This is a genomic window from Cryobacterium soli, from assembly GCF_003611035.1.
GTDB classification, from domain to species: domain Bacteria; phylum Actinomycetota; class Actinomycetes; order Actinomycetales; family Microbacteriaceae; genus Cryobacterium; species Cryobacterium soli.
In genome coordinates this window covers 2,773,415-2,799,988 of sequence record NZ_CP030033.1, presented here as the reverse complement: position 1 = coordinate 2,799,988, position 26,574 = coordinate 2,773,415, and the positions used below count along the sequence as shown (strand labels likewise).

Below are 26,574 nucleotides of genomic sequence, written 5' to 3'. Positions count from 1 at the left end.
TGGCCGACTGGTCAGCGGGACGGCGGCGCGGTGGACTCGCGCAGGATCAGCTCCGGCGGCCGGTCGTCCACCACGATGTCGGCCACCTCGCGGCCGAGCAGGCGATCGTGGATGGCCCGGAAGCCGCGCCGGCCGAGGTCGTAGAGCGGCATCTTCACCGTCGTCAGCGGGGGCCAGCTGTTCTCCACGGTCCAGGCGTCGTGCATGGCGGCCACGGAGAGGTCTTGGGGCACCCGGATGCCCAGGGTGCGGGCGGCCGAGAGCACGCCGATCGCGGCGTTCACGTTGGCCACGAACACCGCAGTGGGCGGGTCAGGCGTGGCCATGATCGTCTCGAGACCGCGCTTGCCGTCCTCGGGTGCATAGCCGAGATCGAGGAGGTGGTCCGGGCGGGCCGTCAGACCCGCGTCGGCGAGGGTGGCGAGGAACCCGGCCCGGCGCTGCTGGGCCGTGTAGCTCGACGGCGAACCGCCGACCAGACCGATGCGGCGGTGGCCGAGGTCGATCAGATGCTGGGTGCCCAGCCGTGCTCCGAGCGCGTCCTGCAGGGCCACCGACCCGGAGTGGCCGGGTTCGATGGAGTTGATGAACACCACCGGGGCCGGCCCATCGACCAGCTGCTGCACGTCGGCGGGCGTGACCGTGTCGGCCAGCTGCACCAGCAGGCCGTCCACCCTTCCCTCGCCGATGAGCTTGCGGATCGTGTCGCCGCCGGGTTGCATGCCCTCGGCCCGGCCCAGCAGCACCAGGTAGTCGTTGGCCAGCGCCTCGTCCTCGACGCCCTCCATCAGCTCGGTGAACACAGCGTTGGTGAGGTCGGGCACGATCAGGGCGATGACGTTGCTGCGGGCCAGTTTGAGCGCGCGCCCGGCGAAGTTGGGCCGGTAGTCCAACTCGGCGGCGATCTCCTTGATGCGCTGCCGGGTGTGCTCGCTCACCCGGGCGGATGGCGCGTCGCTGAGTACCCGGGACACGGCCGAGACTGAGACGCCCGCACGGGCCGCAACGTCGCTGAGAGTAACCATAGGCTCAGTGTAAGCGGGCCCTACGGGCGCTTTCCCACCAGGTAGAGGTGGGTGAGAACGAGCACCACCTCGCCGTGCTGATTGGTCACGGTGACCAGTTCGTGCACGTATCCGCTCTGCTCGGGGCGCCGCTGGTGGTCGCTCTTCTCGCTGATCTCGGCGGTGACGGTGATGGTGTCGCCGATGAAGACCGGCTTGATGAAGCGCACCCGGTCGTAGCCGTAACTCATGGCCTGCGGGTTGATGTCGCCGGCGGTCATGCCCACCGCCACCGACATCACCAGGGTGCCGTGCGCGATGCGCTGGCCGAACGGTTGGGTCTTGGTCCACTCGGCGTCCATGTGGTGCGGAAAGAAGTCGCCGGTCTGGCCGGCGTGCATCACCACATCCGTTTCGGTGATCGTGCGGCCCACGGAGGCGCGGCTCTCGCCGACGGCGTAGTCCTCGAACCAGCGGTCGATGGTGTGCATGGGGATCCTTCGGTCGTGGCGGGGTCGGGTGTCGGTGCGGAATCAGTCGGCGAGCAGGTCGGCGGCGGCATCGTTGAGGCGCCGCACCAGGGTGGCGTCGCTGAGCTCGCCCCGCAGGGCCTGGGTCACCAGGGGTGACATCGAGTCCTGGTAGTCGATGTACCCGGTGGACCGCGGGCGCAGGTAGGCGCCCTCGAGGGTGGCCCGGGTGCCGCGGAAGAAGTCGAGCGAGTCGGCGTTGAGCCTGTCGTCGGTCCACGCCGCCGCGTTGCCTGGCTGCCCGCCGCCGTCGTAGTACACCCCGGTCTGACTCGCGGCCGACGACACCCAGAAGGCGAAGGCGCGGGCCTCGTCGAGGTGGCTGGAGCGGGCGGAGACCGCGATGCCCGCCCCGCCGAGCAGCGACCCGGTGACGCCGGCTGCGCCGCGCGGGATGTCGGTGTAGCGCAGCCGGGCCGGCCGGAAGCCGGCGCGGGAGTAGTTGGTGTACCCGAACGCGAGCGGTGCGTACAGCCAGCGGTCGTCGCTGGCGAGCATCTCGGCGACCTCGATGGGGTTCTGGCCGAGGTTGACCTCGGGCACCAGGGCCGCGATCTCGTGCAGGAGCTCGAGCACCGGCAGCAGCTGCTCGGCGGCCAGGAATTCCCCAGGCACGACGGCCGGCGGGGTGCCGGCGTTGGCGGCCATGGTCACCAGGCTGGAGAACGAGTCGATGGGCTTGAGCGGCCAAAGCACCCGGCCCTCGCGGGCGAGTTCGAGCACGGCGCCCCACTCCCGCGGCGGCTCGGCCAGCAGGTCGGGGCGGTACACCGACACCTGGGCGGCGGCGTCGCTGGCCAGGGCGTACTGGTGTCCCCGGTGCGCGTAGCTCTCGTGCGAGCGCCCCACGGACTGCCCGGCCAGCTCGGCCAGTTCGGCGTCGAAGCCCACGCCGTCGAGCCGGGCGAAGTGGCCGCCCTCCGCGGCCTCGGGAATGTGCGGGTGGTCGATCACGAGCAGGTCGAAGTCGGCGGCGAGACGCTCGATGGGCGCATCCGCGAACGCCTGCAACGAGCGGAACTCCCACTGGATGCTGGTGCCCGGCACCAGCTCGGCGTACTGACGGGCGGCGGCGACCATGCAGTCGTAGCCGCGGGGGTGCTCCCAGGTGATACCGCGCAACACGCTCATACCGGCTCCTCCGCGAAGAATTCGGCGCGCACGGCGGCATTGTGTTGGCCGAGCCGGGGTGCCGGCCGGCTGCTCGTGAGGGTGTGCCCGTCGATGCGGATGGGGCTGCGGGTGGTCGCCAGGTCGAGCCGGGCGCCGTCCAGGGTGTCGCCGGCGGCGCGGCTGATCTGCTGGGTCATGCCGATGGCGGCGAAGCCGTCGTGCTGCACGAGCTGTTCCAGGGTGAGCACCGGGGCACACCAGACGTCTGAGGAATCGAGGATGTCGAGCCAGTGCTGGGTGCTGTCGGTGGCGAACCGCTCGGCGAGCAGCTCCTCTACCCGCTCTTGCTGCACCCAGGCGTCGGCGGGGTCGGCCAGGTCGACCAGTTCCACCAGGCCGAGCAGCTCGCCGAGCTTGGGTAGCGGGTTCATGGCGATGGCCAGGTAGCCGTCGCTGGTGGGATAGGTGCCGTAGGGGGCGGCGAGGAAGGCGTGGCCGGAGTGCCGGCCGCCGCGGGTGACGCTCACCGTGCTGTCGTTGAGGTGGGTGCTCAGCAGTTCGAACTGCAGGTCGAGCATGGCCTCGAGCAGGCTGGTCTGGGCGTGACCACCGAGGCCGGTGCGCTCGCGGCGGAGCAGCAGGGCGGTCACGCCCTGGGCGATGTGGCAGCTGGTGAGGTGGTCGGCGATCGAGAGCCCCACCGGTACCGGGCCGTCGTCGTGCGACCCGCTGAGCCAGGGGATGCCGGAGATGGACTGGGCGAGGAGGTCTTGGCCCGGCCGGTCCTTCCAGGGGCCGTCGTCGCCGTAGCCGCTGGCGCTGCCGTAGACGATGCGGGGGTTGATCGCCTTGACGGACTCGTAGTCCAGGCCGATGCGCTCCATCACGCCGGGCCGGAAGTTCTGGATGATGACATCGGCCTGTGCCACGAGCCGTTTGACCCGCTCGAGGTCGTCGGCGTTCTTGAGGTCGGCCGTGATGCCCTCTTTGTTGCGGTTCATGGCGTGGAACGAGATCGTGTCGCCGTCGGCGGTGCGGCCGGCGAAGGCGAGGGTGCGGCCGATGTCGCCGGTCTGCGGTCGCTCGATCTTGATCACCCGGGCGCCGAGGTCGGCCAGCCGCATCGCCGCGACGGGGCCGGCGAGGAACTGGCTGAAGTCCAGCACCAGGATCCCCTCGAGAGGTTTGACCACCTCATCGTTCATAGTGTCTCCAGCCTGTGGAGGGCTCGCGGAAGCAGACACCCGGCGGGTGCGCTTCGTTGCGAAAGCCCGTTGCTCAATCGTTTGTTCAGATCGTAGTCGCACCTGTAGCCTCGAAGCAATCATTGTCGGGGCGAGAATATTCATCCGACCTATTAGCGTTGAATGGGCTAGCCTGAAAGTCGCCCAGACCCCGAGGATCAAAGGAGATCTTGTGTTCACTGCCAGTTACGTCGGCAACCAGACCATCGATGTGCGCGAGGCCGAGCCTGCAGCTCCGGCCGCCGGCATGGTTCAGATCAAGGTGGCCTACGCGGGCATCTGCGGCACCGACCTGCACATCCTGCACGGCCACATGGACCAGCGGGTGACCACGCCCGCCATCATCGGCCACGAGATGAGCGGCACCATCGCCGCCGTCGGCGAAGCTGTGCACGGCTGGAACGTGGGCGACGCCGTGACCGTCATGCCGCTGGCCTGGGACGGCACCTGCCCGGCCTGCCTGGCCGGCAACGAGCACATCTGCCAGAACCTCGATTTCATCGGCATCGACTCCCCCGGTGCGCTGCAGGAGTACTGGAACGTACCCGCCGAGGTGCTCGTGGCGCTGCCCGCCACTCTGCGCCTGGACCACGCGGCCCTGGTGGAGCCCGTGGCCGTGTCGGTGCACGACGTGCGCCGATCCGGCCTCGTGCCCGGCGAGAAGGCCGTCGTGATCGGGGGCGGCCCCATCGGCGTGCTCATCGCCACGACGGCCCGCGAGTTCGGCGGCGAGGTCGTGGTGATCGAGCTGGATGCCGCCCGCAGGCAGGCCATCGCCGACCTCGGTTTCGAGGTGCTCGACCCCCGCGCCGTCGACCAGGTGGCCTGGGTCACCGAGTGGACCGGCGGCGCCGGCGCCGATGTGGTGTTCGAGGTCTCCGGCGCCGCGGCCGCGGTGCTGGGCGCCACCGACCTGGCCCGGGTACGGGGGCGGCTGGTGATCGTCGCCATCCACCCCGACCCCCGGCCGGTGAACCTGCAGCGGGTGTTCTGGCGGGAACTCACCATCATCGGCGCCCGGGTCTACCAGCGGGCCGACTACGAGACCGCGGTGGAGTTGCTCACCCGCGGCGTGATCCCGGCCGACCTGATGATCACCCGGATCGAACCGATCACCCGCACCGCCGCCGCCTTCGAAGCGCTGGCCAGCGGCCAGGCCATGAAGATCCTCATCGACTGCCAGAGCGAGGCCCGCGCATGAGCACCTCACCCTTCGACCTCACCGGCACTCTCGCGGTGGTCACCGGCGCCAAGCGCGGCATCGGTTTCGCCATGGCCGAGGCCCTCGCGGCGGCCGGCGCCGACATCATCGGGGTGAGCGCCACGCTCGAAGCCTCCGGCAGCGCCATCGAGCAGCGGGTCACCGCGCTCGGCCGTTCGTTCACGGCGCGCGCCGTGGACTTCGCCGACCGGGCCGCCGTGCTCGAGTTCGCCGGCTGGTTGGAGGGGCTCGAGCGGCCCGTCGACGTGCTGGTGAACAATGCCGGCACCATCGAGCGGGCGCCGGCGGCGGTGCATCCGCTGGACTCGTGGGACCGGGTGCTCGAGGTGAACCTGTCGAGCCAGTTCGTGCTCAGCCAGGCCGTGGGCCGCAGCATGCTCGCCCGCGGGCGCGGCAAGATCATCTTCACGGTGTCGCTGCTCAGCTTCCAGGGCGGCGTCACCGTGCCCGGTTATGCCGCATCCAAGTCGGCCATCGCCGGCCTCACCCGGGCGCTGTCCAACGAATGGGCCGGCCAGGGCGTGACCGTGAACGCCATCGCGCCCGGCTACATCGCCACCGACAACACGCAGGCGCTGCAAGATGACGCCGACCGGTCGCGGTCGATCCTCGAGCGCATCCCGGCGGGCCGTTGGGGCCGCGCCGACGACCTGGGCGGGGCCACGGTCTTCCTGGCCAGCAGTGCCGCCGACTACGTGTCGGGCATCGTGCTGCCGGTTGACGGCGGTTGGCTGGGCCGGTGACCGGCGTGCTCGACCGGCTCGCGGTCGCGCGCATCGTGCCCGTGATCGTGCTCGACGACGCGGCCGACGCCGGGCCGCTGGCCGACGCGCTCCTGGCCGGCGGCATCGACTGCGCCGAGATCACCCTCCGCACCCCGGCCGGCCTGGCCGCCGTGCAGGCGCTCGCGCACCGTGACGACATCCTCGTGGGCGCAGGCACCGTGCTCACGGCGGCGCAGACCGACGAGGCCGTGGCCGCGGGGGCCCGGTTCGTGGTGAGCCCCGGGCTCGGCCTCGATGTGGTGCACCGCGCGCAGCGGCTCGGGGTGACGGTGCTGCCCGGTGTGGCCACGGCCACCGAACTGCAGGCCGCAGCGGCCGCCGGCCTCGTCGCGGTCAAGTTCTTCCCTGCCGGGGCGCTCGGCGGTCTGGGCATGCTCAACGCCCTGGCCGGCCCGTTCCCCGGCATGCGCTTCATGCCCAGCGGCGGGGTCACGGCCGAGAACGCCTCCGACTACCTGGCGCATCCGTCGGTCTTCGCCGTCGGCGGCAGCTGGATGGTGCCGCGCGCGTTGATCGGCGCCGGCCGGTTTGCCGAGATCACCGCGCTCTGCCGCCGCACCGTCGACGCCCTGGCGGTGCCCCGTGGCTGAGCGCACCGGCGGGGTCGTGACGCTCGGCGAGACCATGGCGCTGCTCCGCGCCGAGACGCCGGCGCCGCTGGCGCATGTGCATGAGCTCGCGCTGGGCATCGGCGGCGCCGAGAGCAACCTGGCGATCGCGCTGGCCCGGCTCGGCACCCCGGTCAGCTGGGTGGGCCGGGTGGGTGCCGACAGCCTGGGCGAGAAGGTGCTGCGCGAGCTGCGGGCCGAGGGGCTGGACGTACACGGCACGGTCGACTCGGAGGCCCCCACCGGGCTGATGATCAAGGAGCGCCGCACGAGCGACACTGTCAAGGTCTGGTACTACCGGTCCGGCAGCGCCGGCAGCCGCCTGACGCCGGCGGATGTGGCGCCCGGCCTCATCGAGGAGGCCGCCCTGCTGCACGTGACCGGCATCAGCCTCGCCCTCTCCGACAGCGCCAGGGACACGGTGCTGTCCGCCGTGGCCCGCGCCCGGGCGGCCGGGGTGCCCGTGTCGTTCGACGTGAACCATCGGGACTCACTCTGGCGCGGCCGGGATGCCGCCGCCGCCTACCGTGAGGTCGCCGCAGCCTCGTCGATGGTCTTCGCCGGCGAAGACGAAGCCCGGCTCCTCACCGGCGCCGACGAGACCGCCTCAGCCGCCGACCTCGCCCGGTCGATCGCCGCGCTCGGCCCCGACCAGGTGCTCATCAAGCTCGGCGCCGAGGGCTGCCTCGCCCTAGTCGACGGCACCGAGCACCGTCAAACCGCCGTTCCGGTGCGGGTGGTGGACACCGTGGGAGCCGGTGACGCGTTCGTGGCCGGGTACCTGGCCGAGCTGGTGGCGGGCTTGCCCGTGGCCGAGCGGTTGCGCACGGCCGTGACCACGGGCGCGTTCGCCTGCCTCACGCCCGGGGACTGGGAGGGCATGCCGCGCCGGCACGAGCTCGCTCTGCTGCACCAGAGCGAGCCGGTGACCCGCTGAGCTTCAGATACGTTGGCTCGAGGCATCCGGATCGGAGACCGCTGTGAGGTCTGGACCTTCTGCCGAAAATAATGATTATGTCAGTTTTGACGAAGTCGCAACGGTCAGCTGGCGACAACTCCGGCGCCGAGCAGTCCGGAGACGACGTTTCCCGAGGAGAGCGCAGCGTCGCGCAGCTTGGCATCGTATGCCGCAGTTCGTCGCGCCGTAAGGTACCCGATGCATAATGCGCCGATCCACTGACCGCCGAGAAGGCCGCGGTCGCTGAGTATCTCGAGTGGCAGCTCGGTAAGACCTCAGCGAGGAAGCTCGTGGCGAAGCACGTTGAGAAGATCATTACCGAGAACATCACGGTGATCGCTACGAAGCCTGGAACAAGGCAAGGACCGGGAAGCCGGTGATGCCTTCCCTTCGTGACGTTTTCTAGATAATGTCAGATCGCAATTTGTTAAATCGATTTAATCAATGGATTGGATGGCGCATGAGACAACGAAGACTCGCTGCAACAATGGTCAGTTTGGCTTTGATCACTGCCAGCCCGCTAGTCGGGCCTTTTTCCGCAGGAGGTGAAACCACCCCAGCATCGACTGCGATATCGGACTCCTCCCCGCTGGACATCACCGATCGCGACGACATGGTTTCGATCCTCTACTCGGTATGGTTCAATCCCGTCGTTCCCAGCTCTTGAACTCCAAACCCACCAGACATCAGTGCGATTTTCAACGCCGCCAACTCAGCGGGATTGGTCCCAAGCTGGGGGCCATTAGGTGCATTTCACTATTGGGGTCAGCCCGCTGGCGGCTATTACCGCTCCGATGATCGCGCGGTCATCCGCCGACACATGGCGCAGCTGGAATCGGCGGGTGTGGACTTCATCATTGTCGACAACTCAAATGCCGACAGCACCTGGCCCTCGGCCTACTACGACCAGCTGTTCCTCGACCCCGTTCGAATTCTGCTCGACGAGATGCTGACAATGCGCGCCGAAGGGCTAGACACTCCTCACGTGGTCTTCTGGAACAGAACCAGCTCGGCTGAACCGGACCCGGCATTCGCAGGGATCGGGATTCGAGACGAGTTCTACGCTCCAGGCACGTATGACGAGCTGTTCGTTGAATGGGGTGGGAAACCGCTGATGCTGGCTACAGATGTAGTGCCAACGAGCCTGGCAACCACCTTCACCCAAAGAAAGATGTGGGGTCTGCAGCCATCTCTGGGGTCAAGTGAGTGGTCTTTCCTCCAGCCGCATCCGCAGCAGGTGGCGATGACAGGAGGAATGCCAGAACAGGTGACCGTTGCCACCGCGTTCCAGGAAAGCTATATGTCACATCCGTTAACCGCGACGCCCCGACGAGGGGGGACAACCTTCGCGAGTCAGTGGCAACGAGCATTCGATGTGCGTCCGAAAATCGTCACTGTCACGTGGTGGAATGAGTGGATCGCGCAACGGTTCGAGAACGGGTCCGGTCAGACCCAGTTCGTTGACAACTTCACGAACGAGTACAGCCGCGACATCGAACCATCATCGGGCCCGTTGGGATCTCGATATCTCGACTACCTGACTGATTACATAACGGCCTACAAGGCACACGACCCTTTCCCGCTTGGTCTCGTCGATTCGCAAGTGCCTCTCGGCGGCTTCGAAACCGGGACCGAAGGATGGTTGCCAGGAAGCGGAACCGCGACCGCAACCTCGGTCTTCCCCTCCTCACCCGCTTCGATTCCTGCCGCTTCAACGGGGGCAAAGCTGCTTTCTGCAGAGTCCTCAGCTGTCGCTGGCGCGACTTGGCGAAAGGTCATCCGCACCTTTGAGCGACCGGTCGACGCCTCCCAGCACAGATATCTTCGACTCAGTCTGGATCATTGGGGCGGTGCACCCGGTGCCACGGACTACGAAGCCGTAGTGACCGTCCGAGCTCAAGATGGGTCGTCACGCACCGTGACGGTGCTATCTCCGGGTGGATCCTGGCAGTCAATCTCGATCGACCTTGTCGGCTGGCCGGCTCGAAACAAGGTGACCGAGATCGAGATCGGTTTCCGTGCCGTCGGTTCAACCGCTCCCTGGGTCTCGAAGTTCTTCGTTGACGATGTGCGATTCACGGTGACCTGACCCGGGACGGCGCGGCGTCACTCGCGCATGCGCCATCCCGATACGCACAATTGCCCGGCCTCTCCTCGATGGGCTCCAAGGGGAGAGGCCAGGCGATCAGCACTGAAGTGTCCAGTTGTGATCAACTGGATATTGTGAGGTCTCGCCGCATCGGATAGGCATCCATCGCACCCACGTGCGAAACCGCGTGCGCAGCAACATGATTTGCGAACCGCGCGGCGTGACGCAGCGACACCCCCTCTAGGAGGGCCACCGCTAACCCGCCCACAAATGCATCCCCCGCCCCAGTCGTGTCGGCGACGGACACCTGCTCCGCCGCGATCTAAACAATGCCGGATGAGTCCCCGACGATGACTCCATCGCCTCCGCGCGTGATGACAACCGCCGGACAGAACCCAAGCAGATACTGCAACACGACCTCAATGCTGTCCCTGTTCGCACACCCAAATTTCGTCGCCAGCCCCCTGGCCTCTCCTTCGTTGACCACGAGAGGGTCGACCGCTCCTAACGAGGCAGCAGCGACCGACTGGACGGGAGCGAGGTTCAGCAATACTCGGGCACCTAGTGTTTTCGTGCTTTCGATCACGCTTTGCGTACATCGCTCAGACAATTCGCCCTGCAGAACGACCAGGTCTCGCGCCCCCATCACCTCTGCCGCACGAGTCGCGATCGTCGGATCGGCGTGGTTAGCACCTGAGTCAACAACGATCAGATTTTCACCAGATTTCTCGACGACAACGACAGCGCTTCCAGTGAAGCTTGCCGCATAACGCCGAACTCCAGCAGAATTGACGCCCTCACGAGCCAGTCGCTCGATGGCGCTTTCTCCGGGGAGATCGGCTCCCACCGATGCAACCATCACCACTTGCGCGCCTAGCCTGCTTGCCGCGACCGCTTGATTGGCCCCTTTCCCTCCCAGTTGCATGCGCCGGTCTCGACTCAGCACAGTTTCTCCGGGTTGAGGCAAGCTCGAGACGACGTACACCTCGTCCTGATTGATCGATCCTGGGGATCGCGTTCACTGCTGCACCGGTGCGTCGACCAACGGGAGAGCGAAGTTAAACACATGTGAGCCACTGCCCACCTGGATCTCTTCGCCGGGAAGAACTACCGTCGCGCGACAGCCTGGTGGCACTTCCACCGAAAGTTCTACACCGGACTGTTCGTTGCGGGCCCATTCACTTCGAATTAGACCTCGGGTCGACTCAAACCCTGCAGAGACGCGCTCGAGCTTGTCCGTGAAATGTGGCCTGATCCTGAGTTCGCGGAATCCGGCATCGTCCGAAGCTTGGTCGATGCCGGCGGCGCCACGGTACAGCCATTCGCCCACCGAACCGAGTGAGTAGTGGTTGAACGAGTTCATTGCAACTGTCTGAAAGCCCCGATGTTCAGTCCAACCATCCCATCGTTCCCATATCGTCGTCGCACCGTGCTTGATCGAGTAGCCCCAGGACGGATACTCCTCTTGAAGAAGGACCGCGTAGGCCAAGTCGGCTCTTCCATGCTCTGCGAGCACGGGGCATAGGAGAGCGACTCCGAGGAAGCCGGTCGTCAACCTTCGGTCGCGTCCCTCGAGATCCTCAACGAGCTGACCGAGCACGAATGGAACCAACTCCTCCGGGAGAAGGTCCCAGGCGAGCGCCATCAGGCATCCGGTCTGCGTTGGCTCGGCAAGTCCTGTCGAGACCACGAAGGTGTTCTGGAACCCAGCCCTAGCTCGTTCTGCCCGCTCACGGAAAGTCTCCGCCAGACTCAATGCCCCGACAGCATCAGCGGCCCGACCGGCTAGTTCAGACACACGAGCGAAGTATGCAGTCGCAACAAGAGTTTTGGAGGTGTCTGCATCCACAGATAGCCAGTCTCCGTAGTTGTTGCCAAGCCTTGCGTCCCACACCCCTTCCGGAGCACGCTCCGCGACGTAGTCGCTCCACAGCCTCATGCTCTCAAGGGAGTCTTCTAGAACCTTGACGTCCCCGCCAGCTCGGTAGATTGCCCACGGCACAAGCACTGCCGCATCTCCCCATGCAGGAGCACCCCAATCAAAGATCGATGTCGAGGGTGGGACTGGGATAACGTCGGGTACAGACCCATCAGTTCGCTGGGCGCTGCGCAGGTCGATGAGCCATCGCTCCAAGAACGTCGATGCATCAGAGTTGAATAGTGCTGTCGGCGCAAATATCTGCGTATCGGCAGTCCACCCCAGTCGCTCGTCACGTTGAGGACAATCCGTGGGAACGCTTACAAAATTGCCCCTCTGCCCCCACCGGATGTTGCTATAGAGCTGGTTGATAAGCGACGAAGAGGACTCGAACGATCCGGTGGTTGGGAGATCCGACCCTATAACTATCGCCTCGACATCGTCTGCCGTTATGCCCCCAGCGACACCCTCAATGGAGGCGTAACGGAAGCCATGGACCGTGTGCCTCGGCTCAAATTCAATTTCGCCCTCACCACTCGCACCGATGGCCACGATGTCAGTCGCCTCCGCGGTCCGGAGGTTCGCGGTATATACGGAGTCTCCGTCGAGCATTTCGCCATGCCGAATACGGACGATCGTCCCGACCTTCTGGTCTCGCAGTCGGATGCGTACGCGGCCAACAAGATTCTGACCAAAGTCCGCCACCCAGGCGTCGCCGTTCGCGGTCACGCTTAAGGCGCTGAGCACATCCAGTTCGCGAACCCGTGGGCCTGAAGCGACCGCCAGCATAGATGTATCTTGAGCCAGCACCACCGCAGGCCGCCAGCCGCTTGAGTCATAGCCGGGTCCCGACCATCCCAGCGTTTCGAGGCCGAGGTCATGATATTCACCCATCAAAAGGTCTGCTGCAACAATGTGACCAGGTTGCTCGGTCCATTCGCCGTCGGACTCAATACGCTTGCGCGATCCGTCTTCGAAAGTGAGATCGAGCGTCGCGGTGAACTGCGGCGCGACCCCATACTGCTGTGCGTGGTTTCGTGTGTCAAAACCTAAATAGCCACTCCACCACCCATCGGACACCTCGGCCGCGAGCACATTCTCCCCCTTGCGAAGAAGAGACGTGACGTCATGGGAATCGACTTCGATTCGTGTCTGATAGTCGGTCCATCCTGGAGCAAGCTCGTGATCGCTCACCCTTGTCCCATTCACCAAACTTCGATGAACACCGCGCGCAGAGACATGAAGAACACCGAAAATGGGGATCTCGGCCAGGATGAATGACCGCCTCAGCTGAAGCGCTGGTTGTGAGTACATCGTTTGCCAGCTGCGACCTAAATCGAGCGGGACTCCCACGTTTGTTCCCGCCGCGGCCGGCTCGGGATTGCGGCCTATCCATGCAGCTGACCAGGTATCGATATCCGGTCCCGTAATGAAGCAAAGGCTCTCGCCGGTACCGTCTTCCCCCAGATCGTCCCGAATCTCCAGCGCGGCGACGTAGGAGTCGCCTGCAGCCAACGGGATGGTCTCTTCAAGTGCTACCTCGTCGGTTTCGATCCATCCGCTCGTCCATGTTTTACCCGTCCCCGCAGAGAGTGATTGAGATTGGCCAATAGTTATCCGAAATGCTCCCTGGTTTGCACCGGGCCGCTTGCCGCGAAGACGCCAACGGAACCGCAACTGCAATCCGTCCGCCGTTTGCCGGTGAAGTCCGTCGACGGATAGTGAGTACGCGGTGAGCATGATTTCCTTTTCATAAACATGGCCGGTGTTAGTGGGTCAAGCGATTAAATCGTTTTATATCGGTGGTTCGCAGATGCTGCAATACGGTTCATCACCGTCAATTGGCGTCAGCTCACCTCGGGTGCTCGATAGCAGGCATCTCGCCGAGCGGCTACCTCCGAGTTGAACTCCGCACAACCAGCTCGGGGCGGAAAACAACCTGATGACGCGCTGATGAAGGAGCATCGAAGCGCTCGAAGAGCAGGTCGATCGCGGTCTGGCCCATCCGTCGGGCCGGCTGCCGGACCGAGCTAAGGGGGACTGTTGCCACACTCGCGATCTCAATGTCGTCGTAACCGATCACTGCAACGTCGTTCGGCACACTCACGCCGTGCTGGGCGAGCGCCTGCAAGACACCAAGGGCAATCATGTCGGTGCCAGCAAAGACGCCGTCGAACCCGCCTTCGCGAGTGAGTTGTTCTCCTGCCGCCCGCCCCGCGGTCATCGTGGTGTCGCTTCGCGATGTGAAACACGATGCGCCCGGAACTCGGTCGATCTCTTCCTTCGCCCCTAACTCGCGCTCGTCGAACGAGCGCACTCCAGTCGGACCGGGAAGGACAAGAATCCGGCGGCAGCCGATCTCAAGCAAGTGGCGTGCAGCTATTCGTCCCCCCTCGAAGTCGTCGCCAGATACGGAGGAGATGTTGGCGTCAGAGGGGGGCGGGTCGAGAAGGACCACCGGAATCCCGCGGAGTTTTAGCCGCTCCAACGAGTCCTGGGGAAGCCCATTGGGCTGAAGGAGAATACCTTTCACCCGCTGCTCTTCGAACAACTCCAAATAGCCGCGCTGCTTGTCGGGTGACCGGTTGGTTGTCGCGATCAGCAGCGAGAAACCTCGCCCACTCGCGTGTTCCTCTGCTCCCTCAGCGAGCGAGGCAAGAAACGGGCTCCCCAGGTCGTGCAAGACGAGACCGATGGTGCTACTCGAACCCACGCGCAGCTGGCGTGCGGCCCCGTTGGGTACGTAGTTGAGTTCTGCAACGGCATCCATGATTCGGGTAATCGTTTCGGCCGCCACGACATTAGGACGATTGAAGGCGTTCGAAACGGTGCCCGGTGACACTCCCGCGAGACGCGCGACCTCTGCCAGTTTGGTGTCTTTCACAAGTGGCCACCATACCCGAGAGACGAACTGCGGCTACTCGCCAATAGGTCATCGATTTTGGCGGATGTGGTCGCGGGATCGCTAAGAGGGAGCATTATGCGATGCGGCCCCACGGCAGTGAATTCGAAGGTGTCAACGCCATCGGCATCGATGCTCACCCGACACGGCTCACTCCAGACATACGTCTCGGTTTCCGAAGCAACGAGGACGGTGAGCGGATCCCAGCTATCTCGTCCACCCTCTCCACTGTTGTAGGTCGCGTAAGCAAAAGCGACCGGATGGTTGGGGCCAAGCACGGAGGAAAGATCGGAGCCTGTGATGAGTCCAGCGGCTACTTCGAACCCGACAAAGTCGACGCTCACTGGCCAGTCCTCCAGAAAACGATGCGTTAGCGCGACATGGCCCACGAAATTAAACTCGCGCCCCTGAGGAAAGACTCCTCCCATCACCACGGTTCGCCTGACGGCCAAGCGGATCAGCTCACGACCAGTTTGCGGGGCGATGTCATCGGCCTCGCTGTCGAGTAGTGCCATGAGGTTATCAAAGAACCCGATCGATACCAGGGTGAGCGAGGCTGGCTCAGCTTGAGAGAGAAGGCGCCGATAGAGTGCCACAGCGGGTTCGGTTGGCAGGTCCACCGCTGCACCGAATCTGGCGACGAGAGCCATCGCATACTCGGGATCGGGGACTGCGTCATTCGTCTGCGGGAGCACACCTATCGGTAGACGGCGACCGGCCCAGCGATTGACAATGTCAATGGCAGGTGCTCCCCATTCGCTTGGCGTGTTGAGCATAACGGCGAGGACGTTCAGATCTCCGCGGTCCGCAAGTGCGTGCGCCACTGCGAGGGCTCCGACATCGTCCACATCCATGTGGAAATCAGTGTCGATAATGACTCTTGCTGGCATTGTTTCAGTCTCCAGGTAGTGGGGTGTAGGCCCAGATGCTCGGCCCACACCCCGGACTTCAGTTCTGGGCCCAGTCCTCTGTCCATCCTCCATCAGCTGCGAGCTCGTGAGCCCACAGGATGAAGTCGGCTTTCAGTTCCTCAAGCTGCTTTGCCTCGGTCTTGGTTCCTAGGAGGAACCCGCTGAAGTCAGGGAGGCCGCCTTGAGCTTTCGAGCTAATACCGATGTCCTTGACAACGGGAGTTAGAGCCCATTCGCCAGATGTGAGCCCCTCAAGACCAGGTGCTTCGACGGTGTCATTGGTCGAAGGGATTCCGCCGGATGAGTCAAGCCACCCCTGCGCGTTCGGGGACGTGATGAACTGCATGAATTTTACTGCGGCGTCCAGCTTGTCCCCCTTGGTCGTGGCGGGAATCATGTAGCTGGTGCCGCCGGGAGCTGCACCGAAGCGCGACGGGGTGCCGTCGGAGTAGGTCGAGTCCTCCTTAGATACGTCAGGGAACCCGAAGGTGCCCCATTCCCAATCGACTACGTCAAGTGCCGGCGCGGAGAAGTTGGAACCCCACGCGATTGCTGCACGCCCGCTGAGGAAATCCTCTGCACCGTGGAAAGCGCCCCCACCGTTGATTCCTGACCAGTTCGGCGTCATGCAAGCGTCGTATACCTCCTTCAACAACCGGAGGCTCTCACCAAACTCTGGTGTCGTCGTCGGGTCAAGCTCGCCAGTGAGGTACGCCATTGCCAGGCTCTTCTGTGTGACTTCGGCAGCGGTTCCCGGATTGCCCTCCGCATCAAACTGGTTGAGCTTGTTCTGGTACTTGTCAAGCAGCGCGGAGCTGATCGTGTTGAAGATCCACGTCGACGTGAGCGGTCCGCGATCTGCAGCAATACCGTCGTAACCGGCGTCCTTCAGCTTCGCGCAACCTTCAACCAAATCTCCGACAGACTCGAAAGGTGCCGTTACTCCGGCGGCCTCAAGGGCATCCGCGTTGTAGAACATACCGGCAATCACGAGGTTGAACGGAACCCACTCGAAATTTCCCGCGGCATTCCGAGCACGCGTGGCCGACTCGCCGAAGTAAGCCTGGCTAAATCCGTCAATCCAACGCTCGTTGCCCTCGACGTAAGGATTCGGCTCGTTGAGGTACTCATCGAGCGGCACGATCTGCTCGGGGCTATGTGGTGCCTGATTGAAGACTAGTTCGGGGGCTGTCCCTGCTGACAATTGAGTCGACAGCGTCTGAGACCAGTCCGCTCCTGGCAACACGTTCGTCTTGACGCGAATTCCTGGGTTTGCCTTTTCGAAGTCGGCGATCAGCTGGTCCCAGCCAGCGCCGAAGGTCGTGGTCTCCGAATTCCACTGATTTGGGCCCGCGACCGTGATTTCTACGGACCCATCTGCAGGGGTTCCTGAAGCGCAGCCCGCGAGAAGGAGGGAGGAAACGCCGAGTAGTGCAATTCCGGCGAGAGCGGGTGTTCTTTTATACATCGTGTGTCCATTCTTGCTAAGGGGCGGGTGCCGTGAATCCGAGCCGCGTCAGTGCGACCCAGGTAGCCCTCCCTGTACTCCCGCCAGGAAGTACTTGGAAAGGAAGGTGAAAAGCAGAAGGAGAGGCAGGCTTGCCAGCAAATAGCCAGCGAACATCGGGCCATAGTTGGAGCCGGTCTGCGACTGAAAGAAAAGGAGACCAACGGAGGCCGTGCGCAGTTCGTTCTCCGTGACTGTGAGCAACGGCCAGAAGAAGTCGTTCCACACTCCGTTGATAGTGATTAGACCGACGGTGCCGATGACCGGCAAGGAGAGAGGCAACATGATTGATGAGAAAAGGCGCACACCACCGGCTCCATCAATCTGGGCAGCGTCGAACAGTGATTGAGGAATACTCTCAATAAACGTCTTCATGAGAATGGTGCCCAGTACCACTCCACCGCCGACGTGAGGAACCATCAGCACCCAGTACGTATTGATCAGTCCGAGGTCGCGGACCATTACGAAGAGCGGAATCAGACTCGCGATTCCCGGAATCATCATCAGCGCGGCGATCATCGTGAAGAAGAACGTCCTGCCGACGAAACGATACCGAGCGAGGATGAATCCGCTGAGTAGCGAGATTGCGATGATGAGGACGATCGAACCGGCTGCAACTATCAGTGAGGCAAGGAGATACGGCGAGATCTGCCCCCATGCCGTCGAGTAGTTTTCGAAATGCAAGGGAAAGGCCGGCAGCCAGTAGCTCTCTGCAAACTGTTGGTTGTCTTTTACTGAAGTAGTGAGCATGAACAAATACGGAGCCAAGCCAACGAGCACGAGAAAGATGATGGCTAAGTGCAGCGGCGCCTGCCGTCGGCTTCGCGCCCTGCCGCGGGAGACGAACGGTCCGCGACCAGACCGTCCTTCAGGCTTGAACTGTGCAGGAGCGGTCGGCCCTGCATCCAGATGACTCAGGGTCGTCATCACATTCCTCTCACATCGGACGTGTCCGACTTGCGCTTCACGAAGACGATCACGCAACTCAAGACAAGGGTGATCAGGAAGAGGGTGGTCGACAACGCGGCCGCATAGCCCCAATCCTGGGCTTGGAAAGCAACCGCGAACATACGGAGCAGTGGAACGAGAGTGACATTGTCGGGACCCCCTCCAGTGACCACATAGGCTACGAATCCGTACTGAACTGTCCCAACGACTGCGAGAAAAACCAAGAGCTTCAATTGAGTCATCATGAGCGGGAGATCAATAGTCCATACGCGACGCACACGCCCGACACCGTCTAGGTCTGCAGCCTCGAATACTTCCTTCGGAATGTTCTGCAAAGACGTGTAGAAGATGAGGAAGGGCAACCCAGCAATAAAGGGAAATCCGATGAACAAGAGCGCGATAAGGGCCAGACTCGGGTCGCCCACCCAGTTTCGCGCCAGCGCACCAAGACCTATCGATTTGAGTGCCTCGTTAAAGAGACCGCGATTCGGTTGATACATGAACGCCCAGATCAGAGCGGTCACGATTCCCGGGAACGCCATGGGAAGAATGAGCAGCGTGCGGTAGATGAATTGTGCTCGTTGGCTGCGAACGGATGAGACGAGCTCTGCTGCCAACAGCGGAAGCACCCACGCGACGATGCTGAACGCGAAAATCGCACCTAGATTGCGGAAGGACAGCCACCACAGTTCGTCGCTCATCATCCGCGCGTAGTTCTCGAACCCGATGAACGGCGATGAACCAGCCGGATTCCAGTCGAAGAATGAGTAGATCATCCCGCTTATCGCTGGGTAGTACTGGAAGGCGACGAGCACAACGGCGATGGGAAGGAGAGAAATATATGCGTACCAAGGGAACCTGCGCCGCCCCCGCCTGTTACGGGTAGCTGCTGGCGCCGGCGAAACCGACTGCTCTGTCATTTTCTCTCCTTTGAGATATTAAATCGATTTAATATAACCCTAAGACGCTTCCAACCGCAAATTGCTTCTTCGAGCCCAGCCTGGGAAAGTGGCCGATCTAGGTGCCGCCCTGGCCAACGGCATCGATCCCACCCACGCCGAAGAAGGATGCCTCCTCGACGTTCGTGCACCAAGGCATCGATGATCCCACCCGATTCGTCATCATCGAACAATGAGCCGACCACCACGCCCTCGACGTTCACGTCCAAGGCGATTACATGAGCAATGTCCTTTTCGTGCAGGAGACCTTGCTGGCTGAGATGCCTGAAATGCGAGCCGCTGCGGCACGGCGCAAACCCAAAAAAACCACTCTGGGAAGTACCCGAGCCTATGTCAACTAGTCAGACCGCTTGTAGCGGATACGTTCGTATCCGCTACAAGCGGTCGGGCTTGTCCGAGTCAGCGAGGGGTATGCCGGATCTGTCTTTCCTCGAGGTCGCCTGCACGGCCTGATGCGTGTCTCCGCGGCGGGTTCAGGCCACCTCGCGCGGTCAGCGGTTCAAGGTCGTGTGCACGATGCGACGTTCAGGCCTCGGCGCAGAGGTGCGCATAGACGGTCTCTCGACTGACGCCATAGTGGCGGGCGAGGGCAGCTTTCGGTAGGCCGGCCGCGGCCTTCTCGCGCAGCTCGATAGCGCTCTTGGCGTCCAGCGATGGTGTGCGGCCGCGGTATGCGCCTCGCTGCTTCGCCAGGTTGATGCCCTCGCGCTGACGTTCACGGATCGGCGATCTCTCAAACTCCGCGAACGCTCCCATCACATTCAGCAGAAGCATCGCCATGGCATTGTCGTCGCCAGTGAAGGTGAGCTGTTCTTTGACGAACTCGACCCGCACCTTCTTTTCCGTGAGCCGACGCACGATCGCGCGGAGGTCATCGAGGTTGCGGGCCAGGCGGTCCATCGAGTGGACGAGAACGGTGTCACCGTCCCGGGCGAAATCGAACATCCGTTCCAGCTCGGGCCGGTTCACATCCTTCCCTGACGCCTCGTCTGCAAAGACCTCGAGCTAGCGGGCTGTGTTCTGATCGAGCGTGCTGGGCAGCGCGATCTGACGTCAAGCTGGCGTGTAGCCAACTAGGCAGCTCCGGGCAGCATCCCCCAGGCAATGGGCATTATTCGGGTGCAGTTCAGAGCGGGTGTGCGCTGGCACCCGAATCGAGCACCACGGCTCAGTCATTCGAGCGACACGGTCTCAGGGCGGAGACCGAGCATCACCCGGTTAGTGCAGGCCTGAAAACACAGACTCTTTCGTACAGGGACGCTGCTGAGCGCGCCCGGCTCAGCGCAGCCAGGCCACCCGCCCGGTCAGCGGCACCGGTTCGGGCCGCTCGGTCGTGGTGCCCAGGTCGATCCGCCGCCCCTCGGCCGCCGACTGCAGCAGGGCCGTCATCACGTCGAGGGAGTGCAGGGCCAGGTCGCCGGTGGCGCGGGCCTGCCGTGCCGGGGTGGCCATGATGAAGTCGACCAGGCCCACCCCGCGCGATCCATCCCGGTACCCGGCCGCGGCGGGCAGCTGGCGCCACTCGGTGGCGCCGAGCTCGAAGATCCGGGTCTCGCCGTCGAACCGGTTGGGGTCGGGCACCGACAGGGTGCCGGTCTCGCCGTGCACCTCGATCGGAGCAGCCGTGGTGGTCACGGCGTCGAAACTCGTCGTGATCGTCGACAGCACCCCGCTGGCGTGCTCCAGCACCCCCGACACGTGCGTGTCGACGGCCACCGGGAGCACCGCTCCGGACCGCGGGCCGCTCCCGATCGTACGCTCGCTCCGCAGCCGGCTGGACGCCCCGGTCACCGACCGCACCGGCCCGAGCAGGTGCACGAGTGCGGCAACGTAGTACGGGCCCATGTCCAGCAGCGGTCCGCCGCCGGCCTGGTAGTAGAAGTCGGGATTGGGGTGCCAGCGCTCGTGACCGGGGGTCATCATCACGGCGGATGCGGCGAGCGGGCGGCCGATCAGGCCGGCGTCCACGGCGTGCCGCGCGGTCTGCAGTCCCTCCCCGAGCACGGTGTCGGGGGCGCTGCCCAGGCGTACGCCGGCGGCGAGCGCGGCGGCCACCATGGCGCGGGCATCCGTCATCGTCGCGGCCAGGGGTTTCTCGCCGTAGACGTTCTTGCCCGCCTTGATGGCGGCCAGCGCGATCTCGGCGTGCGCGGCCGGGATGGTGAGGTTGAGCACGGTGTCGACCTCGTCGCTGGCCAGGAGCTCCGCCACGGTGAGCGCCCGCGCCTGCGGCAGCGTGGCCGCGACGGCCCGGGCGCGCTCGGCGTCGAGGTCGGCGACCGCCGTGATCTGCACCTGTGAGCTGCCCACGAGAGTCTCGAGGTAGGCGGTGGAGATGTTGCCGAGTCCGACGATTCCTAGGCGGTGCGGGTGGCCCACAACATGCCCCTCTCGATGATGGTGCGCACGGACGGGTCGGCGAGAACCTCCGGGCTGTGCCCGGGTGTCGTGACGACCAGTCGACCCGCTCCCCAGAGCCGGGTCCACACCGCGGGTGAGGTGATCGGGCGGTGCCAGGGTTCCCAGGCGGGCGCCGGATGCGTGGTGGTGGCGAGCACGTCGATGAGGTCGTCGTGCAGCACCCAGTACTGCTCCGTGTTGAGGTCGAAGTCGGCCAGCCCCGCGGTGATCGGGTGTTCGCGGCCGAGCGGGGTGATCTCCACGGTGTAGTCGAGATAGTTGTTCTCCTGGGCGCCGTCGACGCGTTCCGCCGGCGGGCGGCCCGGATGCGTGGCGAACTGGCCGCCGATCAGCTGCAGGTAGTCGGCCGAGGCGCGGAAGGAGTCGGCGATGCCGCCGTGCCAGCCGGTCAGGCCCGTTCCGGCCTCGACGGCGGCGCGGAGGCCGGCGACCTGTTCCCCCGTGATCTCGGACATGGTCACGCTCTGCACGATGAGGTCGACGCCGGCCATGGTGGCGGCGTCGGCGTAGACCTCTGGCGACTCCTCGATCTGCACGGCGTAACCGTTGTCGGCCAGGAACGGCAGGAACATCTCGGTGGCGGCGACGGGATGGTGGCCGTCCCAGCCTCCGCGCACGATCAGGGCTGTCTTGTCGGTCATGATTCCTTCCGTTCCACTGTGGTCATTCGGGATGCGGCGCCCGCGCTGGCCTCGACGGCGGCGAGCACCCTCTGCACGTCCAACGCCTCGCCGAAGCTCGGCGACGGCGCGGTTCCGGCGCCGATGGCGGTGACGAAGTCCACCACCTGATGGGTGAACAGGTGCTCGTAGCCCAGCCCGTGCCCGGTCGGCCACCAGTTGGCGACGTAGGGGTGCACGGGGTCGGTCACCACGATGCGGCGGAACCCCTCGGCTTCTGGGTCGGTGCCGCGGCCGTCGAAGTACTCGAGTTCATTCATCCGTTCGAAGTCGAACGCGATAGACCCGGTCTCGCCGTTGATCTCGATGCGGTTGGCGTTGCGGCGCCCGGTGGCCATGCGGGTGGCTTCGAAGACGCCCAGGGCGCCGCCGGAGAAGGCGGCGGTGAACGCCACGGCGTCGTCCACCGTGACCGGCCCACGGGCGGCCTGTACATCGGCGACACCGCCGAGCCCGGCCGCGGCAGCGCGTTGCGGGCGTTCGGTGACGAAGGTGTGCATGGTCGCGGAGACCGAGGTGATGCTCTCGCCGGTGAGCCACTGCGCGGTGTCGATGCTGTGCGCGCCGATGTCGCCGAGCGCGCCCGAGCCGGCCAGGGACTTGTCGAGCCGCCAGCTGAGCGGGGCGTCAGGGTCGCGCAGCCAGTCCTGCAGGTAGCTGGCGCGCACGTGACGGATGCCGCCCAGCCGGCCCTCGACGATGAACCGCCGGGCCAGGGCCAGCGCCGGTGTGCGCCGGTAGCTGAACCCGCACATGGCGAGCACCCCCTGGGCGGCAGCGAGGGTGGCGGCGTCGGTCATCCGTTCGGCGTCGGCCACGGAGTTGGCCAGCGGCTTCTCGCAGAGAACGTGTTTGCCGGCGGCGAGGGCGGCCAGCGCGATCTCGGCGTGGCTGTCGCCCGGCGTGCAGATGTCGATCACGTCGATGTCGTCGCGGGCCACGGCCTCGCGCCAGTCGGTGGACCATTCCTGCCAGCCGAGGGTGGCGGCGCGCGCGGCGGTGGTCTCGGGCGAGCGGCCCACCAGCAGTGCCAGCTCGGGTTCCCGGGGCAGATCGAAGAACCGCGGCGCCGTGCGCCAGGCCTGCGAGTGCGCCGCGCCCATGAACGCGGTACCGATCAACGCCACCCGCAACGGAGTCTTCTCAGCCATTCGTGTTTCCTCATTCGACGTCGTCGTCCAACTTATGTTTCATCGAGACTGCCAGGGAGCCGCCCCGGTGGCATCTTTTTGCGCAAAAATAGGCGGGAGGGGTGGAGTCACATGGTCGGCACGGCGAAGGTCACGCTCAGCGATGTCGCTGCCCGCGCGGAGGTCTCCATCGCCACGGCATCGCGGGCCCTGGCCGGCCGCGGCGATCTCGGCCGGGCCACCCGGGAACGGGTGCTCGCAGCCGCCGCCGCGCTCGGCTACGACCGGCGCGCCTCGGCCCGGGGCCGGCCCAGCACGCTGGACCCGCGCCTGATCGAGCTGGTGCTCGGCTCCTTCGACGACGCGTGGACGGACGAGGTCACCGCCGGCGCCCGGCGCAGCGCGTTCGAGCACGGCTACGACCTCGTGCTCACCCTCGAGCGCGACAAGCCGGCCGACGACTGGCCCGCGCGGGTGGCCACCCGGCGGCCTTCCGGCGTGGTGCTCGGCCTGATCCGGCCCACCCGGCGGCAGCTCACCGAACTGCGCGGGCTCAATATCCCGCTTGTGTTGCTCGACCCGCGCTCGGATCCCGGCGGCGAGCTGGCCAGCGTGGGGACCACCGACGAGCAGGGCGGTTACGACGCCGGCGCACACCTGGCCGGCACGGGACTGGGCCGGTTCGCCGTGATCACGGGCACCCCGCGGTTCCGGTTCGGCAAGGCACGCGAACAGGGTTTCCGCCGGGCGATCGCCGAGCACGCGCCCGGAGCCCCGGTCACCCGCCTTGACCTCGGATGGAGCGGCGGCGATCTCAGCGCGCCGATCGCCGAGCTCTTCGCCGCCGACAGCACGCCGCTGGGCATCTTCGCGTGCAACGACGCCATGGCCCTCTCCGTCTACCCCGCGGCCCGGCGGACCGGTCTGCGCATCCCCCACGACATCAGCGTGGTGGGTTTCGACGACGAGCCACGGTCAGCTGTGGCCTCCCCACCGCTGACCACCGTGCACCAACCGCTGGGCCAGATGGCGGCGCGCGCCGTGGCCCTCGTGCAGGAGCTGCGGGACCGCGGCGGCGAACATTTCGACCGGGTCGAGCTGCCCACCCGCCTCGTGCTCCGCCGGTCCACCCTCCGACCGGAGCACGTCGGTGCGCGCCACGCACAACGCTGATCGCCGAGGCCGAGGCCGAGGAACCGCTTCACACAAAATGAGCCACCCGACCCGGCCGGCTCGCACACGAGAGGCCGGCGCTCCGTCATTTATGAGACTTGATCAGCGGATCGAGTTCAACTTGCTCCTATAGTCGGATCGTGAACTCTCTCCCAGCGAATGAGAAGTGGCAGTCGTGAGCACCGGTAGCCCGCTCCGTCACCCGGATGCCGGTTCTCGCTCGCAGATGACGAAGCGGGCGTGGTGGCTCGTGGTGCTCAACATCGTCCTCCCCGGCTCGGCGCAGGTGCTCGCCGGAAACCGCGGGCTGGGCCGGTTCGGTCTGCGCACCACCCTCGGCCTCTTCCTGGTGTTGGCGTCAGCTGGAGTTCTCTACGCACTGAACCCTGAGCTGGTGTTCACCGTGGCCACCAATTCGATCGGATTGTGGATCCTCGCCGCAGGGCTCCTGTTTTGCAGCGTGCTGTGGGTGGTCCTCACCCTCGACACCCTGCGCCTGGTGCGCCTGGTGAAGGCCCGGCCCAAGTCCCGTCCCTACATCGCCGGGCTGGCGACCGTGGTCATGGTCGCCGTCGCTGGCACGTCTGGATACGGTGCCTACGTGGCCACCACAGCCAGTGGGGTCCTCTCGACGATGTTCATCACCGCACCGTCTGAGCCGCCCGCCGACGGGCGCTACAACATCCTGGTCATGGGTGGGGACTCCGGCTCCGATCGAGAGGGTATGCGCCCGGACAGCATGTCGGTGGTCAGCATCGACGCCGATACCGGACAAGCCGTGATTATTGGACTGCCTCGAGATCTCAACCCGATCCCCTTCCCTGAGGACTCGCCGCTACACGCGTCCTACCCGGACGGATATGGGTACGAGGACCACTGTGACGTGGACGCCTGCATGCTCAACTCGATCTACACCGAGGTGGATCAGAAGAGCCCGGAGATGTATCCGGACGCTGAGGCGGCGGGAAGCGAACCAGGCATCGAGGGCATGCGCGATGCAGCCAGGGGCATCACCGGTCTCACGATTCAGTACTACGCGCTGATCGATATGCAGGGATTCTCTGACCTCATCGACGCGCTTGGGGGCGTCGACATCAACGTGGCCGAGCGGCTGCCGATCGGTGGTCGGTTTGAGGATCTCAGCGATGTCGAAGGCTGGGTGGAGGCGGGCCAGCAGCATATGAATGGGTGGACAGCACTGTGGTACGGCAGGTCACGCCACACAACGGATGACTATGACCGCATGGCCCGCCAGCGTGTCCTGCAGCAGGCGATTCTCACGCAGTTCACGCCGGCGAACGTGCTCACCAAATTCCAGGGGATCGCCGCGGCCGGCCAGCAAGTCGTCAAGACCGACATCCCGCAGGGTGCGTTGGGCTATTTCACCAATCTGGCCGGCAAAACGAAGGCTCTACCAATGGCGACCGTTGAGCTCGTCCCGGACAACGGCGTCGACCCGGAAGATCCGGACTACGAGTACATACGCGGCCTGATCGATGCCGCCCTCACCCCGGCACCGGAGTAGCCTCGGGCACGATGACCTCGCGGCGGCGCCGCTCCTCGATGGACCGGCCCCAGGCGGTGCCGGCGAGGATGAGGGCGATGCCGAGGTAACCGGCAAGGCCCACGGCGTCACGGGCGACCACAATGCCCACGACGGCGGCCCAGATCGGCTCGGTGCCGAGCAGGAGGCTCACTCTTGAGGGTGAGGTGCGCCGCACCGCCCACGTTTGCACGAGAAACGCGAAGACCGTGCAGGCCAGCACGAGATAGAGGAACAGGGCCCAGCGCCCCGGATCGAGGCGGCCCAGGAAGTGCGGGATGGAGTCGCCGTAGAACAGGGAGACCGCCGAGAAGATCATCGCGCAGGTGGCCAGCTGCACGGTGGTGAGGTGCAGCGAGTTCATCGGCCTCGTGCCGGACAGGGCGAACATCGAGGTGACGTGCACGGCGCGGATGACCGCGGCGATGAGGATGAGCACATCCCCAAGACTCGGCACCTGGAAGACACCGTTGCCGGCCAGCAACGCGACGCCGACGACGGCGATTGTGGCAGCGATGAAGAACCGGCCGGGAAGCCGGCGACCGGAGACCGCCGACTCAAGAAGCGGGGTGAACACGATCGTCAGACTGATGATCAGCCCGGCGTTCGTGGCCGACGTGTGGGCGATCCCGAAGGTCTCGAACACGAACACTGCCGCCAACACCATGCCGAGCAGCACCCCCAAGCGCAGTTCGGCTGCGGTGATGCGTTGCCGCTGCACGGCCACGATTGCGGCCATGACGGCCGCAGCCAGCAGCATCCGCAGCGCGAGGAGTGCGACGACGGATTGTGGTGTGACGAGTTCCTTGGCGACGAGGTAGGTCGATCCCCAGCTGGCGGCGACCAGGAGCAGGAGCAGGTCGACGCGGAATCGGCTGAGCAAGGCGGGCATGTCACCATCGTCGGGGACTCGCAGACTCAAGACAAGA

21 protein-coding genes and 2 pseudogenes are annotated in these 26,574 nt (G+C 65.0%); 7 read left to right on the top strand and 16 right to left on the bottom strand.

What is annotated here, in order from left to right:
* Nucleotides 1–11: 11 nt before the first annotated feature.
* Genes DOE79_RS12970 through DOE79_RS12955 form a run of 4 tightly spaced genes read right to left on the bottom strand, consistent with a single transcriptional unit; the run spans nt 12 to nt 3,852 of the window.
* A complete protein-coding gene (locus DOE79_RS12970) occupies nt 12–1,025 on the bottom strand; it encodes a LacI family DNA-binding transcriptional regulator (protein WP_120338852.1) in 1,014 nt (337 codons plus the stop codon).
* Between the two features lie 20 nt (nt 1,026–1,045).
* The gene (locus DOE79_RS12965; protein ID WP_120338851.1) at nt 1,046–1,495 is read right to left on the bottom strand and encodes a MaoC family dehydratase; all 450 of its coding nucleotides are present in this window, start codon (nt 1,493–1,495) and stop codon (nt 1,046–1,048) included.
* A 42-nt stretch (nt 1,496–1,537) separates the two neighbouring features.
* Nucleotides 1,538–2,665, bottom strand: a complete 1,128-nt coding sequence (locus DOE79_RS12960) for an extracellular solute-binding protein (protein ID WP_120338850.1) — start codon at nt 2,663–2,665, stop codon at nt 1,538–1,540.
* Nucleotides 2,662–3,852 carry a CaiB/BaiF CoA transferase family protein gene (locus DOE79_RS12955; RefSeq protein ID WP_120338849.1) on the bottom strand — a complete coding sequence of 397 codons (1,191 nt, stop codon included), beginning with the start codon at nt 3,850–3,852 and terminating at the stop codon, nt 2,662–2,664. Before DOE79_RS12955 ends, DOE79_RS12960 begins: the two co-directional genes overlap by 4 nt.
* Nucleotides 3,853–4,063: 211 nt before the next feature.
* Between DOE79_RS12955 and DOE79_RS12950 the strand changes: the two genes are divergently transcribed.
* The 5 genes from DOE79_RS12950 to DOE79_RS20565 all read left to right on the top strand — a co-directional run bounded on the left by DOE79_RS12950 (nt 4,064) and on the right by DOE79_RS20565 (nt 9,553).
* Nucleotides 4,064–5,092, top strand: coding sequence for a zinc-dependent alcohol dehydrogenase (locus DOE79_RS12950; protein WP_120338848.1), 1,029 nt, complete (start codon nt 4,064–4,066; stop codon nt 5,090–5,092).
* Nucleotides 5,089–5,856, top strand: coding sequence for an SDR family oxidoreductase (locus tag DOE79_RS12945; protein ID WP_120338847.1), 768 nt, complete (start codon nt 5,089–5,091; stop codon nt 5,854–5,856). The genes DOE79_RS12950 and DOE79_RS12945 overlap by 4 nt, the downstream gene beginning before the upstream one ends.
* Nucleotides 5,853–6,488, top strand: coding sequence for a bifunctional 4-hydroxy-2-oxoglutarate aldolase/2-dehydro-3-deoxy-phosphogluconate aldolase (gene eda, locus DOE79_RS12940; RefSeq protein ID WP_120338846.1), 636 nt, complete (start codon nt 5,853–5,855; stop codon nt 6,486–6,488). The genes DOE79_RS12945 and eda overlap by 4 nt, the downstream gene beginning before the upstream one ends.
* Nucleotides 6,481–7,443 (top strand): sugar kinase, encoded by a 963-nt coding sequence (locus DOE79_RS12935; RefSeq protein WP_245976927.1) that lies wholly within the window; start codon nt 6,481–6,483, stop codon nt 7,441–7,443. The genes eda and DOE79_RS12935 overlap by 8 nt, the downstream gene beginning before the upstream one ends.
* Before the next feature lie 841 nt (nt 7,444–8,284).
* On the top strand, nt 8,285–9,553 hold the full coding sequence (locus tag DOE79_RS20565) for a hypothetical protein (RefSeq protein WP_162942747.1): 1,269 nt from the start codon (nt 8,285–8,287) through the stop codon (nt 9,551–9,553).
* 121 nt (nt 9,554–9,674) lie between these two features.
* Here DOE79_RS20565 and DOE79_RS12925 read toward each other — a convergent pair.
* The 11 genes and pseudogenes from DOE79_RS12925 to DOE79_RS12875 form a co-directional block, all read right to left on the bottom strand.
* Nucleotides 9,675–10,499: pseudogene (locus tag DOE79_RS12925) on the bottom strand (ribokinase).
* 72 nt (nt 10,500–10,571) lie between these two features.
* A complete protein-coding gene (locus DOE79_RS12920; RefSeq protein WP_120338843.1) occupies nt 10,572–13,211 on the bottom strand; it encodes an alpha-L-rhamnosidase in 2,640 nt (879 codons plus the stop codon).
* Nucleotides 13,212–13,362: 151 nt separating this feature from the next.
* A complete protein-coding gene (locus DOE79_RS12915; protein WP_120338842.1) occupies nt 13,363–14,355 on the bottom strand; it encodes a LacI family DNA-binding transcriptional regulator in 993 nt (330 codons plus the stop codon).
* Nucleotides 14,352–15,263, bottom strand: a complete 912-nt coding sequence (locus tag DOE79_RS12910) for a nucleoside hydrolase (RefSeq protein WP_162942744.1) — start codon at nt 15,261–15,263, stop codon at nt 14,352–14,354. Before DOE79_RS12910 ends, DOE79_RS12915 begins: the two co-directional genes overlap by 4 nt.
* A 58-nt stretch (nt 15,264–15,321) precedes the next feature.
* Nucleotides 15,322–16,752, bottom strand: a complete 1,431-nt coding sequence (locus DOE79_RS12905) for an ABC transporter substrate-binding protein (protein ID WP_120338840.1) — start codon at nt 16,750–16,752, stop codon at nt 15,322–15,324.
* A 48-nt stretch (nt 16,753–16,800) separates the two neighbouring features.
* A complete protein-coding gene (locus tag DOE79_RS12900; protein ID WP_120338839.1) occupies nt 16,801–17,718 on the bottom strand; it encodes a carbohydrate ABC transporter permease in 918 nt (305 codons plus the stop codon).
* Nucleotides 17,718–18,659 (bottom strand): carbohydrate ABC transporter permease, encoded by a 942-nt coding sequence (locus DOE79_RS12895; protein WP_120338838.1) that lies wholly within the window; start codon nt 18,657–18,659, stop codon nt 17,718–17,720. Before DOE79_RS12895 ends, DOE79_RS12900 begins: the two co-directional genes overlap by 1 nt.
* Before the next feature lie 564 nt (nt 18,660–19,223).
* Nucleotides 19,224–19,745, bottom strand: a pseudogene (locus tag DOE79_RS12890) (recombinase family protein).
* 231 nt (nt 19,746–19,976) lie between these two features.
* Complete coding sequence (locus DOE79_RS12885) at nt 19,977–21,077, bottom strand: Gfo/Idh/MocA family protein (protein ID WP_120338836.1); 1,101 nt, start codon at nt 21,075–21,077, stop codon at nt 19,977–19,979.
* On the bottom strand, nt 21,056–21,760 hold the full coding sequence (locus tag DOE79_RS12880) for a ThuA domain-containing protein (RefSeq protein ID WP_120338835.1): 705 nt from the start codon (nt 21,758–21,760) through the stop codon (nt 21,056–21,058). The genes DOE79_RS12885 and DOE79_RS12880 overlap by 22 nt, the downstream gene beginning before the upstream one ends.
* A complete protein-coding gene (locus tag DOE79_RS12875) occupies nt 21,757–22,950 on the bottom strand; it encodes a Gfo/Idh/MocA family protein (RefSeq protein WP_120338834.1) in 1,194 nt (397 codons plus the stop codon). Before DOE79_RS12875 ends, DOE79_RS12880 begins: the two co-directional genes overlap by 4 nt.
* A 111-nt stretch (nt 22,951–23,061) precedes the next feature.
* Between DOE79_RS12875 and DOE79_RS12870 the strand changes: the two genes are divergently transcribed.
* Nucleotides 23,062–24,102: a LacI family DNA-binding transcriptional regulator gene (locus tag DOE79_RS12870; protein WP_120338833.1), complete on the top strand. Its 1,041-nt coding sequence runs from the start codon at nt 23,062–23,064 to the stop codon at nt 24,100–24,102.
* 175 nt (nt 24,103–24,277) lie between these two features.
* Nucleotides 24,278–25,627, top strand: a complete 1,350-nt coding sequence (locus tag DOE79_RS12865) for an LCP family protein (protein ID WP_120340326.1) — start codon at nt 24,278–24,280, stop codon at nt 25,625–25,627.
* Here DOE79_RS12865 and DOE79_RS12860 read toward each other — a convergent pair.
* Complete coding sequence (locus DOE79_RS12860; RefSeq protein WP_120338832.1) at nt 25,608–26,537, bottom strand: DMT family transporter; 930 nt, start codon at nt 26,535–26,537, stop codon at nt 25,608–25,610. The two genes, DOE79_RS12865 and DOE79_RS12860, sit on opposite strands and share 20 nt — an antisense overlap.
* Nucleotides 26,538–26,574 lie beyond the last annotated feature (37 nt).